This window comes from Yoonia sp. (assembly GCF_042093035.1).
Classification (GTDB): Bacteria; Pseudomonadota; Alphaproteobacteria; order Rhodobacterales; family Rhodobacteraceae; genus Yoonia.
In genome coordinates, this window is sequence record NZ_JBELFI010000090.1 from 1 (window position 1) to 10,726 (window position 10,726).

Sequence of the window (10,726 nt, forward strand, 5' to 3'; positions counted from 1 at the left end):
TGACGGCCCTGTGACGATCTGGATGGATACCTAGGTCACTTTGAGGCGGCGTGCAGCATGAGCCAAGGCGCTTGCCGCGAAGATCAGCGCGGCCACGACGATGATAGAGGGGCCAACGCCTGTGTCGAGAATGACAGCCAGTCGCAATCCCGCGATAGCTGAAAGCGCGCCGATTGCCATGGAAAGCGCGGCCATCCGTTCCGGCGTTGCCGCAAAATTGCGCGCGGCGGCGGCCGGGATAATCAACAAGGCTGTAATCAGAAGTGCGCCGACGACCTTGATGGCAACCGCCACGAAAGCGGCCAGCAGAAGTGTCAGAACCAACTGCTCACGGCGCGGATTGATCCCTGCGGCATAGGCCAGATCAGGGCTCAGCGTTGCGGTCAGGATCGCGGACCAATGCCACCAGAGCGTCGCCACAACCAAGGCACCTCCGCCCCAAATCACGGCGATATCCGTCCGCGTCACGCTGAGTACGTCACCGAACAAATATGCATCAAGATCAATGCGTTGCCCCGGAATAAGCGTCACCGCAACCAGCCCCATCGCGAGTGCTGAGTGCGCCAAGACGCCCAGCACCGTATCTACCGCAGCACCCTGCGCACTCAGCCCGTGGATCAGCACTGCCATCGTCAATGCCACGAAACCGACGCCCAGCGTGATGGAAGTTCCGAAAAGCAATGCCAAAGCCACACCCAACACCGCCGCATGCGCTGTCGCGTCGCCGAAATAGGCCATCCGCCGCCAGACAACAAAGCAGCCCAAAAGACCCGCTGCAATGGCTGTGCCAACGCCAGCAAGCGCCGCGCGAACAAGAAAATCATCAAGCATTATTCAGCCGCCTCATGGTGGTGGTGCCCATGATCGTGGCCATCATCATGGTCGTGCGCATGGTCATGGTCGTGCCGATACAGTGCCAAAGCACCGCCCGTCCCCGTGCCAAACAGTTCGCGATAAGCCGGCGCGGCCGAGACGACCTCTGGCGTGCCTTCACAACAGATATGTCCGTTGAGGCAAATTACGCGGTCAGAGGCGCTCATCACCACATGCAGTTCATGGCTGACCATCAAAACCGCGCAACCGATGTCTTGTCGTACCGCATCAATCTGCCTGTAAAACGCCGCCGATCCGGGTTGGTCTAGCCCTTGCGTCGCCTCGTCCAGCATCAAAAGATGCGGCTTGGACAAGATCGCCCGCGCCAGCAAGACCCGCTGAAACTGCCCTCCCGAAAGCTGCGACATTTGCTGCTTGCTGACACCCGCGACCCCTGCCTTGTTGAGCGCTTCCTGGGCCGCCCGCATGTCGACAGGCTGGGGCAGGTTCAAGAACCGTTCAACCGTGATCGGCAGTGTCGGGTCGATGTGCAGCTTTTGCGGAACATACCCGATGCGCAGACCCTTCTGGCGCGTGACTGTCCCTTTAAGCGGCTTCAGCGCCCCGATAATCATGCGCAACAATGTCGATTTGCCAGACCCATTGGGGCCGACAATCGTGACGATCTCGCCTGCATCGATGGACAGGTTCACACCTTGCAACACAGACTGGCCGCCATGCGCAAAAGCCACGGCGTTGACATCGATCAAGCTCATGCATCCGCCTCCGGTTGGCACGCGGGGCAAAGACCTTCGGCTTCAATCACGGTTTGTTCGACCTGAAAACCACTGAGTGCTGCAGGTTGGGTCATCGCAGCTGTTGCCTGCGCTTCGGCCACGGTGCCGCAGCCGCGGCAGATCATGAATGCCGGATCGTGGTGTGCGCCGGGATGGGCACAAGCGATGAAGGCATTCAAGCGCTCGATCCGGTGCACGAAACCGTTGTCGACCAGAAAGCTCAAGGCGCGGTAAGCGACGGGCGGCTTGGAGCCCAACCCCTCTGCGTCGAGCCGCGCCAAAACGTCATAGGCGCCCATCGCCGCATGGCTTTCGAGCAGAATTTCAAGCACCCGCCGCCGGATCGGCGTCAATTGCAAATTGCGCGACGCACAAGCGGCCTCTGCCGCGACAAGCGCCGCGCTTACACAACTGGTGTGGTCATGGCGCGAAAAGCCAAGGGTATCGTTGGACATTTTTTTCAACTTGTGATGTTATAACATACCAACTATATCAAAGCCGATCTCAAAAAACAAGGATGCCAAGATGATTCGTTTCGCCTCAACCCTTTGCTTGCTGCCCCTGCCCGCGATGGCAGGCGTGCCAACGGTCATGACTGATATTGTTCCGCTGCAAAGCCTGACTGCGCAAGTAATGGGTGATCTGGGCGCGCCAGCCGCGGCGCTGCTTCCACCCGGCGCTGACCCGCATGATTTTTCACTCCGCCCAAGCGACGCAGAGCGGTTGGCAGATGCCGAAATCATTTTCTGGGTGGGCGAAAGCCTGACACCTTGGATGGAAGAACAGCTTCAGACATTGGCACCTCAGGCTGTGCAATTCAGCTTGCTGGAAACGACTGGCTGGACGCCGCTGGAAGTTCGTGAGCTGGAAGAATTCGCCGTTTTTCAAGACGGTGAGACCATTGACGCAGACCCACACGACGACGATGGCGACATCGATCCACACGCGTGGCTTGACCCGGTGATTGCAGGTGTCTGGACCCAGAAAATTGCAGCCGAGCTCGCCCGGATTGATCCAGAAAATGCAGCCGTTTATCGCGCGAATGCTGATGCGACAGTGGCGCGTCTGGCAGCCCTTACCGACGATATCGCAGCCCAATTTGATGGGCTGACGGATCGTGCATACGTCCTGCCCCACGATGGGTATCAGTATTTTGAGGCACGTTTTGGCCTGACCGCATTGGGTGCCTTTTCAGGGATCGATGCCCGCACCCCCGGACCTGCGCAGGTCGCAGCGCTTCGTGCGGAACTGGCGGGAAGCAATGTGGCATGTGTAATGAGTGACGCGGAGATTGGTGACCGCTGGGCACAACTTATCACGGAAGGCACATCCGCGAATACCACGCAAATCGACGGGGTTGGGGTTGGTCTGGTCGAGGGTACAGCCCTCTATGAGCAAATGGTCAGACGGTTGGCAGATAATTTTGCCCAGTGCCTTGGAGCGGGGTCATAGGGTAGGTCCCAAACCACCCCATGCCTAGAAATCAGTCGGCGCGCCGCCCTCGTTTTTGCGGCGTGCGACAAAGGCCGTCAATTCCTCTTTCACCGCCTCATCCATGGGCGGCGCTTCGAAACCAGCGACAATATCCTTGAAAGTCCGGTGCGCGCGCTCCGCTGTCCAGATGCCGCCTGCGACTTCCCAGGCTTCAAAGTTTCGCCAATCAGACAGGAATGGCTGATAGAACGCATCTTCGTAGCGGTCCTGCGTGTGCTGAATGCCAAAGAAATGCCCGTTTGGACCGACCTCCTTTATGGCATCAATCGCGATATCATCAGGCGTGGTCGCGACGATCTGAGGTTCCATATACCGCTGGATCATCTGGATGACTTCGCAATCCATGACAAACTTTTCGGGGCTGGCGATCAAGCCGCCCTCAAGCCAGCCAGCGGCGTGATAGACCACATTGGTGCCTGATTGCACGGCTGACCAGAGCGAATTGGAGGTCTCCCACATCGCCTGACCGTCGGGAACATTGGCCGCACAGACGCCAGAAGCACGCATCGGCAGCCCGTAGAACCGCGCCATTTGGCCGGTCATTTGCGTCGCGCGCATGTATTCCGGCGTGCCAAAGGCCGGCGCGCCTGATTTCATATCGACGTTGCTGGTGAACGTGCCAATCACGCATGGTGCGCCGGGCCGGACATATTGAAAGAGTGCGATTGCGCTGATTGCCTCTGCGATCGACAACGTCACAGCCCCCGACATGGTGACAGGTGCCATCGCCCCGGCCAATGTGAACGGCGTCACAACCACCGCCTGCCCACGCCGCACGCAGCGCAGACATCCGTCGATCATCGGCACATCATGTTTCAGTGGCGAAGTCGAGTTGATGTTGGTGTACATATGCGGCTTGGAAGCGAATTCCTCTTCGCTCAGGCCACCCGCGATTTTGACCATCTCCATCACATCTTCGACGCGCTCTTTGCCCAGCGAATAGGCGTGTGCGACTTTGTCAGTCAGGGTCATTTTGTCGTAAACAACATCAAGATGCCGCACCGATGCGTGCACATCCACGGGTTCCACCGGATAGCCGCCTGCGAAGTGGATGCAGTTGAAATATTGGGTCAGCTTCAGCAAATTGGCACATTGCGCGCGGGTGCCGGAGACCTTTTTGCCGATCTCCATGTCGTAGTAATTCGGCGGCGATGACACATTGCCAAAAAGGATATGCTTGCCCCCGATGGTGATTTTCCTGTCCGGGTTGCGCGGTGTGATGTCGAACTGCGCAGGCGCATGTCGGAGCATTTCCATGACCCAGTCACGGCCCATCCGCACATTGGTGCCGTTGACCGTGCAACCAGCCTGCTTGAAGAGGGTCAACGCCTCCTCATTAAGAAATTCGATTCCGATATCTTCGAGGATCTGCATCGCGCCATTATGGATCGCCCGCACGCCGTCGCCGTCCAAAGGCTCTGTTGGGCGATCCGTATTGATCGGTAATCGCCATGGCATTTGCTCAATCGTGGCCGTGCCGCGCCGGTTCGCTGCTCCTGCCCGACCGCCGCCGCGCCGTCGTGATTTGCCCGTCTCTGCCATAGTGATACCCTGCCTTGTTCGGTGACCAGCATTACAAACTGGAAAGCACAACGATGACGGAAAACCGACAAAGCCTGTCGATTTTAGATCATGGGCGGCGTTTGGCTGCGCAGCCAGTCCGGAATTTCTCCGATGTGCTGCAGCACGGCATCCGCAATGGCCGATAATTCCTCAGCCGGAGCCGGGCCAGTCAATACGCCAACAGTCCCCATCCCAGCGGCGCGCCCAGCATGGAGGTCATGTGTACTGTCGCCAACCATGAGACATTCATCAGGTCGCAATCCTGTTTGGTCGCAAAACGCCAAAAGCTGCCCCGGCGCCGGCTTGCCACCATAGCCGCTGTCATAGCCTGCGACGAAATCAAACATTGCGTTGACGCCTGCCCGCTCAAGATGGATACGTGCTGGCGCCTCTGCGTCATTGGTGGCGATCCCAAGACGTAGGCCAGCCTGACGCAAATTGGTGAAATACGCGATGAGCGGAACCGTTTCGACTTGCGGCACCTGTGCTGCCGCGTCGTTCATCCGCGCCAACAAAGCCTGCCTGTCCAACTGCGGCAGAACCGATCGTATCCGATCCGCCGTTTCCCCCGCTGTCGCCGCGATAACCAGACTATCGGGAAGGAAGCGATTTTGGTCCGTGTCATAGCCCAGCGCCTCTGCCAGCGGATCAAAGAGTGCCGGATCATGTGCTGTTTCAGCCTCAAGCATCGCGCGCGTCCACGTCCCCCAGGTCGCATTGAAGTCAAACAATGTGCCGTCTTTGTCAAAGATGATGCCTTTTATCATCGGCGTCCTCATTTCTTTCCAAGTTACACCGTGGGGCCTGCCTGTTTGAATGATGACATCCTGATCTAGGTCCAACTGACCTGTTCGGCCCCCGGCAAGGCGTATCGCGCCCGCAGCGGCTGGTCATAAGCCAACGCCATAGTGTCACAAAACGCCACCACCCACGCGTCATCCATCGTCACAAACTCCAAGACCGACGCCTGAAACGCCGGGTCAGTCGCCCGCGTCCGCAATTCATCCACACTGCCGCCGGTTCCCGAAAGAAAGATCGGGCAAAGCTCCTCGTTTGAAGCGAGCCAACCAAGGGCCTGCAGAGCGATAATTTCGGCATTTTGCGGTGTCATGGCTGTTCCTTACGACGCTAGAAACTTTTCTTTAACCAATTGGCGAGAAAATGCATCCGGAGTTTTGGGGTTCCCCCAGGAAAGGACGCGCCGGATGCCAGCACGAATATTGATTTTGGATGGGGTAGCGGCCAGCCGGACTGTGCTCAAGGCGAAGATGCAGGCAGCCCAATACGCTGTAGATGCCTGTGCCGACCGACGCACTGCCGAAAAGGCCATTGCGCAGGCGCGCCCCGACCTGATCCTCATTAACTTCGGTGATCCGGGCGGGCGGTTGCACGGGTTCTGCAAGAGCTTGCGGAACACCCCCGATACCGCTTCAATTGCCATCATCGCCACCGGTTCGGCTGACACTATCAAGGCCCGTTTCGCGGCACTTGATGCCGGGGCCGACGATGTGATGCCCGAACCGATCAATGACCCGCTTTTGCTGGCGCGGATCCGCAGCTTGTTGCGCGCGCGCAGTGCCAGTGAAGAACTGATGCTGCGGGACAGCATGGTGCGCGCCTTGGGCTTTGAAGACCGGCGCAGCCCGTTTGAGAACGCAACAAAAGTTGGCTTCATCAAGGAGCCGTCCATGACTTTGCCCGTTTGCTTTGACGGCTATTTGCCCGCGTCCATGAAAATCGTCAGCATCAAAGAGGCCCTTTGCGGGGCAGGTCCTTCATCGGCGCTCGATGTGGTCATTATTGACGCGCGCAACATTCTGCAAAGCGACCGCGCCCTTTTGGGGCTGGTGTCCGATTTGCGTGCCCGCGAAGCGACCCGCTACACAACCCAACTGGTGCTCACACCACCACATTCACCTGAAATTGCGGCACTTTTTCTTGATCTGGGCGCGGATGACATCGTGCCGGAAGGGTGTAGCCGGGCGGAGGTATCCCTGCGCATCAAGGCGTTGATCCGCCGCAAAAAACAACAGGATGCCCTGCGCATCATGTTGCATGACGGGCTACATGCCGCGCTGACTGATCCCTTACCGGGCTTTACAACCGGCGGTATTGCGATCCTCATTTGGCCAAAGTTGCAGAGCAAGCCCGCATATCAGGGCGGGCCTTTGCGGTGTTGATGATTGATATCGACCACTTCAAGGCGATCAATGACTGCCACGGCCATGCGGCAGGCGATCAGGCCCTGATCGCGCTCTCCCACCGGCTGAGAAAGAACTTGCGCGCCATCGATACAATCGGGCGGGTCGGCGGTGAGGAATTCATGGTCGTCATGCCGCGCACTTCTGTGCGGCAGGCGCGTCTGGCGGCGGATCGCCTGCGACGCATTGTCAACAGCCGTGGATTTGATATCGGACCTGCACATCCGGCCATCCCTATGACAGTATCGGTCGGCGTCGCTGTCAGCGCAAATGAAGCCTTACGGGATTGTTCAGTCAGCGCGCTTTGCGAAACCGCGGATCAGGCGCTTTATGCGGCAAAATCAGCGGGCAGGAACCAGATCGCAATGGGCCAGTCAGCCGCCTGAGCCTTGGCGTGAACCGCGGGGGCGGGCCTTGGCCATCTCTTCCACGACCGCCGCCGCAAAGGCGGCACGACGCTCAGGTGTCATATCGGTGACGGTTGCAATCAGCGCCTCTTGCGCCGCCGTCTGAACGGACGATACTTTGTTGCGCTGTGTGCCCAGCGCCGCGCGCAAGTCTTCCGGCTCAAAAGGATCGGCGACGAGAGCGGCTTCGATATTGCGCAGACCAGTGCGAAAATCCACCGAACGCAGGGCCCGATCGTTACGCATTTCCCGCCTGATATCGCGCTGTTCATGCGGCATCAAAGCGCGCGCCATCGGCCCCACGCCGAAATCGAAGCTGCGTGGCGGACCATCACCGATCCGACCAGTGCTCAGGGCACCAACAACAATGCCCGCCACCGCGAGGTTGATCGCAAGCGAACTCACCAGAACGACCTTCCAAAGGCGACGTGGCTTTCCACCAGCTTCAACCATCAATCAATACCTCCGTCTCAAATCCCAGATCAGACGCGTAAAAGCTGACACTGACTTCATCCCCGATCACAGAGGCGGTCAGATCTTCTATCGCCATCGGCGGGGCAACGCCCACCCAGATGCCCGCGACCGTTGCCGCCGTCAGACCGCTGACCGCAGGCCAGCCGCCCAGCGCGTCCAGCATCCGCGCCCATAGGCCCGTCTTTTCCGGCGCCGCGCTTGCGCCAAAACCGCTTTGGACAGTAGCTGCATCTGCAAGAATACGTGCTGTCACGTCATCACCGGGCGTCGTATCTGCCCCACGGGCCTGCGCAAAAACCGCATCGAGCATTTCTTCATTCGGGTTCATCATCGTCATACCCCAGTTCCGCCTTTTGCCCTGACAAGATCGCTGTCAGCGCCCGTTTCCCACGTGCTGTTAAACTTTCCACGGACCGCACGCTGATGTCCATGATTTGTGCAATTTCAGGGTTCGCCAGCCCCTCCAGATGTCGCAGGGCCACCGCTTGCGCCTGTCGTTCCGGCAAGGCCGCCAATGCATTCGAAAGCGCCATCATGCGGGCTTGGGTCTGCATTTGGGCCGGCACGCTTGGCGCGGCATCCATCGGCTCTGCCACCTGGTCGAGTGACACCGCGCCACGGCGCTTGCGAAGCCGGTCGGTACATAGATTTGCGACCACACGGTAGAGCCATGTACTGACCTGCGCCTCGCCCTGCCGCCAATTGGGCGCTTGCTTCCAAAGCCGCATGAACGCGTCTTGCGCTGCGTCTTCCGCCTCATTTCTGTTGCCTAGCATACGCGTCGCCTGCGCCATGACCCTTGGCAACAGACGCGCCGTCAAAACCCGCGCGGCTTGCCCATCGCCATTGGCGAAGGCGATCAGGACGGCCTCGTCGGGGGCGCCTGCAAAGGGGTCTTGTGCTTGGGTCATCTGGCCTTGTGCTAGCGTCTTGGGGCATTGCTGGCAATCGGCCGGAGACCCCTGGGCCCCCGGCCGAACCCGTCTTAACCGCGATCACGTCCGCCTTTGCCACCATGACCGCCGCGGCCGCCGCGCCGCTCTTGGGCAGTTTCGAACTCATCTTGTGACAGAACACCGTCACCGTCTGCATCGACGCGTTCGAACATGCGCTCTGCGCGATCGCCGCCCTGTCGTGGCATCTCATCCATTTGCAGCACGCCGTCTTCGTTGGCATCGAGCCGCTCAATCATTTTGGCCGCCCGGTCCTCTGCACGTTGGCCTGCGGCTGCAATCAGCTCTTGCGCGGACAACGCGCCATCCCCGTTCGCGTCGGCTGCGGCAAAGCGGGCTTCGCCCTGTGCCTGCATTTCATCCAGCGACAAGGCCCCGTCACCGTTTAGATCAAGTGTTGCGAAATCCGGGCGGTCGCGTGGACCGTCTGCCTGTGCCGCCCCAGCGACCAAGACCAGACCAGAGAGAACCGCTGCCATCAATACCTTCGTTTTCATCGTCTTTCCTTTCTTGTGTTTTTCACCGCAGCATTTGCGCCGCTGACCCCTCTCAAACGTGGAGGCACGCTGCTTCCGTCGCAGAAAGTCGAAAAAATATCAGAACTTTGATCGCGGCATGGCCGCTCTCCCTCTTTTCAAAGCATGTCGGATCAGGCATGTCTGGCAAGACAGACGGAGACCTTGATGTCACACGCGCAGACCAATTCCGATGATCGCCCGACTAAGGCCGCGGTTCTCTATGGGTTGCGTTGCAAATGCCCCAACTGTGGGGATGCCCCATTGTTCACGCAGTATCTCAAGGTCACTGATACGTGCCCGAATTGCAGAGAAGAGCTCTTTCATCACCGGGCGGATGATGGCCCTGCCTATCTGACGATCCTGCTTGTCGGACATATTCTTGGGTTCTCAATCCACTTCATGTGGGTGCAATTCCGACCTGACCCCTGGATCATGGCGTCCACCCTCTCGGTCGCGGCGATTGCGCTGTCGCTCTATCTTTTGCCGCGTATGAAGGGCATGGTCGTTGCCATCCAATGGGCGCGCCGGATGCACGGGTTCGGCCATAGCGCCTAGTCAGCAAGGGGCCGGCATGGACAAGACCGCTATTCGCGATGCCGCAACAATCATCGTATTGCGCAACACGGCCACTGATCCAGCCGTCTTGATGGGTCAACGCGGCGCCTCTGCTGCGTTTCTGCCGGGAAAATTTGTTTTTCCCGGCGGCGCCGTGGACCCCAACGACGCCCATGTGCCCATAAGCCCGCTTTCGATGCTGGATCGGCAACGCCTCACTGCTGAAAGCGCCTTGCCCGCCGATACTCTCGCTGCTGCCGCAATTCGTGAATTGTGGGAAGAAACCGGTCTGATCCTTGGTCATCCGCAAAACTGGACCGATCCGCCGCAGGGCTGGCGCGGATTTGCAAAACACGGTGTCATTCCACATGGGGGCGCGTTGCAGTTTTTCTTCCGCGCCGTGACGCCGCAAGGCCGCCCGCGCCGTTTTGACGCCCGGTTCTTTCTTGCGGATGCCGATGCCCTGACGACGGATGCCGATGATTTTTCGCGTGCTGAGGACGAACTATCGCATTTGCAATGGGTCCCATTGGATCAGGCCCGCAGTTTTAACCTGCCTTTCATCACCAAAGTCGTCCTCGCAGAGCTGATCGCCCATATCGAACGCGGCGGCACACCCATCAGCGTCCCGTTTTTTCGCAATGATGATGAGGCGCATCTTGTGACCCGTCTGGACGGGCATTCGCTGCTCTAGAGCAGCAAAACAAGCATCACGATGCTGATCGTCAGCAAGATCAAACCTTGCCATTCGCGCGGGCCAATCCTTTCGCCAAAGACAAATGCGCCAACCATCAATGAAAACAAAAGCTCGATTTGGCCGACGGCATTGACGTAGGCCGCGTTCTGCAAGGTGAAAGCCGTGAACCAACAGATCGAGCCAATCATGCTGGTGATCCCCACCAGCCCCGCGACCCGCCAAGCCCGCAGAACCCGCATGACCTCACCCCTTTC

Annotated in this window: 16 protein-coding genes; 5 read left to right on the plus strand and 11 right to left on the minus strand. The window is 59.0% G+C overall.

Features of this window, described 5'->3' with window-relative positions; translation table 11 throughout:
- Nucleotides 1-30 precede the first annotated feature (30 nt).
- The 3 genes from ACFDSS_RS11030 to ACFDSS_RS11040 are packed head-to-tail and all read right to left on the minus strand — an operon-like array spanning nucleotide 31 to nucleotide 2,065.
- Nucleotides 31-831 (minus strand): metal ABC transporter permease, encoded by an 801-nt coding sequence (locus tag ACFDSS_RS11030; protein WP_375255797.1) that lies wholly within the window; start codon nucleotides 829-831, stop codon nucleotides 31-33.
- Nucleotides 831-1,589 (minus strand): metal ABC transporter ATP-binding protein, encoded by a 759-nt coding sequence (locus ACFDSS_RS11035; protein ID WP_375255798.1) that lies wholly within the window; start codon nucleotides 1,587-1,589, stop codon nucleotides 831-833. Before ACFDSS_RS11035 ends, ACFDSS_RS11030 begins: the two co-directional genes overlap by 1 nt.
- Nucleotides 1,586-2,065 carry a transcriptional repressor gene (locus ACFDSS_RS11040; RefSeq protein WP_375255799.1) on the minus strand — a complete coding sequence of 160 codons (480 nt, stop codon included), beginning with the start codon at nucleotides 2,063-2,065 and terminating at the stop codon, nucleotides 1,586-1,588. The genes ACFDSS_RS11035 and ACFDSS_RS11040 overlap by 4 nt, the downstream gene beginning before the upstream one ends.
- Nucleotides 2,066-2,135: 70 nt before the next feature.
- Here ACFDSS_RS11040 and ACFDSS_RS11045 point away from each other — a divergent pair, with 70 nt between their 5' ends.
- Nucleotides 2,136-3,062: a zinc ABC transporter substrate-binding protein gene (locus ACFDSS_RS11045; protein ID WP_375255800.1), complete on the plus strand. Its 927-nt coding sequence runs from the start codon at nucleotides 2,136-2,138 to the stop codon at nucleotides 3,060-3,062.
- A 24-nt stretch (nucleotides 3,063-3,086) separates the two neighbouring features.
- On the opposite strand, the gene ACFDSS_RS11050 is transcribed toward ACFDSS_RS11045, so the two are convergent.
- The 3 genes from ACFDSS_RS11050 to ACFDSS_RS11060 form a co-directional block, all read right to left on the minus strand.
- A complete protein-coding gene (locus ACFDSS_RS11050; RefSeq protein ID WP_375255801.1) occupies nucleotides 3,087-4,646 on the minus strand; it encodes a trimethylamine methyltransferase family protein in 1,560 nt (519 codons plus the stop codon).
- An 83-nt stretch (nucleotides 4,647-4,729) separates the two neighbouring features.
- On the minus strand, nucleotides 4,730-5,434 hold the full coding sequence (locus ACFDSS_RS11055; protein ID WP_375255802.1) for an HAD family hydrolase: 705 nt from the start codon (nucleotides 5,432-5,434) through the stop codon (nucleotides 4,730-4,732).
- Nucleotides 5,435-5,499: 65 nt separating this feature from the next.
- On the minus strand, nucleotides 5,500-5,778 hold the full coding sequence (locus tag ACFDSS_RS11060; RefSeq protein WP_375255803.1) for a DUF3572 domain-containing protein: 279 nt from the start codon (nucleotides 5,776-5,778) through the stop codon (nucleotides 5,500-5,502).
- Nucleotides 5,779-5,872: 94 nt separating this feature from the next.
- Here ACFDSS_RS11060 and ACFDSS_RS11065 point away from each other — a divergent pair, with 94 nt between their 5' ends.
- Both ACFDSS_RS11065 and ACFDSS_RS11070 read left to right on the plus strand, forming a co-directional pair.
- On the plus strand, nucleotides 5,873-6,847 hold the full coding sequence (locus tag ACFDSS_RS11065) for a response regulator (RefSeq protein WP_375255804.1): 975 nt from the start codon (nucleotides 5,873-5,875) through the stop codon (nucleotides 6,845-6,847).
- Nucleotides 6,793-7,254, plus strand: a complete 462-nt coding sequence (locus ACFDSS_RS11070; RefSeq protein WP_375255805.1) for a GGDEF domain-containing protein — start codon at nucleotides 6,793-6,795, stop codon at nucleotides 7,252-7,254. Before ACFDSS_RS11065 ends, ACFDSS_RS11070 begins: the two co-directional genes overlap by 55 nt.
- Here ACFDSS_RS11070 and ACFDSS_RS11075 read toward each other — a convergent pair.
- From ACFDSS_RS11075 to ACFDSS_RS11090, 4 genes are all read right to left on the minus strand, one after another.
- Nucleotides 7,243-7,728: a periplasmic heavy metal sensor gene (locus ACFDSS_RS11075; protein WP_375255806.1), complete on the minus strand. Its 486-nt coding sequence runs from the start codon at nucleotides 7,726-7,728 to the stop codon at nucleotides 7,243-7,245. The two genes, ACFDSS_RS11070 and ACFDSS_RS11075, sit on opposite strands and share 12 nt — an antisense overlap.
- Nucleotides 7,721-8,086 (minus strand): hypothetical protein, encoded by a 366-nt coding sequence (locus tag ACFDSS_RS11080; RefSeq protein ID WP_375255807.1) that lies wholly within the window; start codon nucleotides 8,084-8,086, stop codon nucleotides 7,721-7,723. Before ACFDSS_RS11080 ends, ACFDSS_RS11075 begins: the two co-directional genes overlap by 8 nt.
- Nucleotides 8,064-8,660: an RNA polymerase sigma factor gene (locus ACFDSS_RS11085; RefSeq protein WP_375255808.1), complete on the minus strand. Its 597-nt coding sequence runs from the start codon at nucleotides 8,658-8,660 to the stop codon at nucleotides 8,064-8,066. The genes ACFDSS_RS11080 and ACFDSS_RS11085 overlap by 23 nt, the downstream gene beginning before the upstream one ends.
- Before the next feature lie 74 nt (nucleotides 8,661-8,734).
- Nucleotides 8,735-9,199 (minus strand): EF-hand domain-containing protein, encoded by a 465-nt coding sequence (locus ACFDSS_RS11090; RefSeq protein ID WP_375255809.1) that lies wholly within the window; start codon nucleotides 9,197-9,199, stop codon nucleotides 8,735-8,737.
- A 186-nt stretch (nucleotides 9,200-9,385) separates the two neighbouring features.
- On the opposite strand from ACFDSS_RS11090, the gene ACFDSS_RS11095 reads away from it, so the two are divergent.
- Nucleotides 9,386-9,775, plus strand: a complete 390-nt coding sequence (locus ACFDSS_RS11095; RefSeq protein ID WP_375255810.1) for a DUF983 domain-containing protein — start codon at nucleotides 9,386-9,388, stop codon at nucleotides 9,773-9,775.
- Nucleotides 9,776-9,791: 16 nt separating this feature from the next.
- Nucleotides 9,792-10,469, plus strand: a complete 678-nt coding sequence (locus ACFDSS_RS11100) for an NUDIX domain-containing protein (RefSeq protein WP_375255811.1) — start codon at nucleotides 9,792-9,794, stop codon at nucleotides 10,467-10,469.
- On the opposite strand, the gene ACFDSS_RS11105 is transcribed toward ACFDSS_RS11100, so the two are convergent.
- A partial coding sequence (locus ACFDSS_RS11105) for an EamA family transporter (RefSeq protein ID WP_375255812.1) occupies nucleotides 10,466-10,726 on the minus strand: 261 nt, incomplete at its 5' end. The genes ACFDSS_RS11100 and ACFDSS_RS11105 overlap by 4 nt on opposite strands.

What these genes read in the sequence shown, in the direction of transcription:
- ACFDSS_RS11030 (WP_375255797.1), bottom strand. Translation starts at nt 831, where the DNA reads ATGCTTGATGATTTTCTTGTTCGCGCGGCGCTTGCTGGCGTTGGCACA.
- ACFDSS_RS11035 (WP_375255798.1), bottom strand. Translation starts at nt 1,589, where the DNA reads ATGAGCTTGATCGATGTCAACGCCGTGGCTTTTGCGCATGGCGGCCAG.
- ACFDSS_RS11040 (WP_375255799.1), bottom strand. Translation starts at nt 2,065, where the DNA reads ATGTCCAACGATACCCTTGGCTTTTCGCGCCATGACCACACCAGTTGT.
- ACFDSS_RS11045 (WP_375255800.1), top strand. Translation starts at nt 2,136, where the DNA reads ATGATTCGTTTCGCCTCAACCCTTTGCTTGCTGCCCCTGCCCGCGATG.
- ACFDSS_RS11050 (WP_375255801.1), bottom strand. Translation starts at nt 4,646, where the DNA reads ATGGCAGAGACGGGCAAATCACGACGGCGCGGCGGCGGTCGGGCAGGA.
- ACFDSS_RS11055 (WP_375255802.1), bottom strand. Translation starts at nt 5,434, where the DNA reads ATGATAAAAGGCATCATCTTTGACAAAGACGGCACATTGTTTGACTTC.
- ACFDSS_RS11060 (WP_375255803.1), bottom strand. Translation starts at nt 5,778, where the DNA reads ATGACACCGCAAAATGCCGAAATTATCGCTCTGCAGGCCCTTGGTTGG.
- ACFDSS_RS11065 (WP_375255804.1), top strand. Translation starts at nt 5,873, where the DNA reads ATGCCAGCACGAATATTGATTTTGGATGGGGTAGCGGCCAGCCGGACT.
- ACFDSS_RS11075 (WP_375255806.1), bottom strand. Translation starts at nt 7,728, where the DNA reads ATGGTTGAAGCTGGTGGAAAGCCACGTCGCCTTTGGAAGGTCGTTCTG.
- ACFDSS_RS11080 (WP_375255807.1), bottom strand. Translation starts at nt 8,086, where the DNA reads ATGACGATGATGAACCCGAATGAAGAAATGCTCGATGCGGTTTTTGCG.
- ACFDSS_RS11085 (WP_375255808.1), bottom strand. Translation starts at nt 8,660, where the DNA reads ATGACCCAAGCACAAGACCCCTTTGCAGGCGCCCCCGACGAGGCCGTC.
- ACFDSS_RS11090 (WP_375255809.1), bottom strand. Translation starts at nt 9,199, where the DNA reads ATGAAAACGAAGGTATTGATGGCAGCGGTTCTCTCTGGTCTGGTCTTG.
- ACFDSS_RS11095 (WP_375255810.1), top strand. Translation starts at nt 9,386, where the DNA reads ATGTCACACGCGCAGACCAATTCCGATGATCGCCCGACTAAGGCCGCG.
- ACFDSS_RS11100 (WP_375255811.1), top strand. Translation starts at nt 9,792, where the DNA reads ATGGACAAGACCGCTATTCGCGATGCCGCAACAATCATCGTATTGCGC.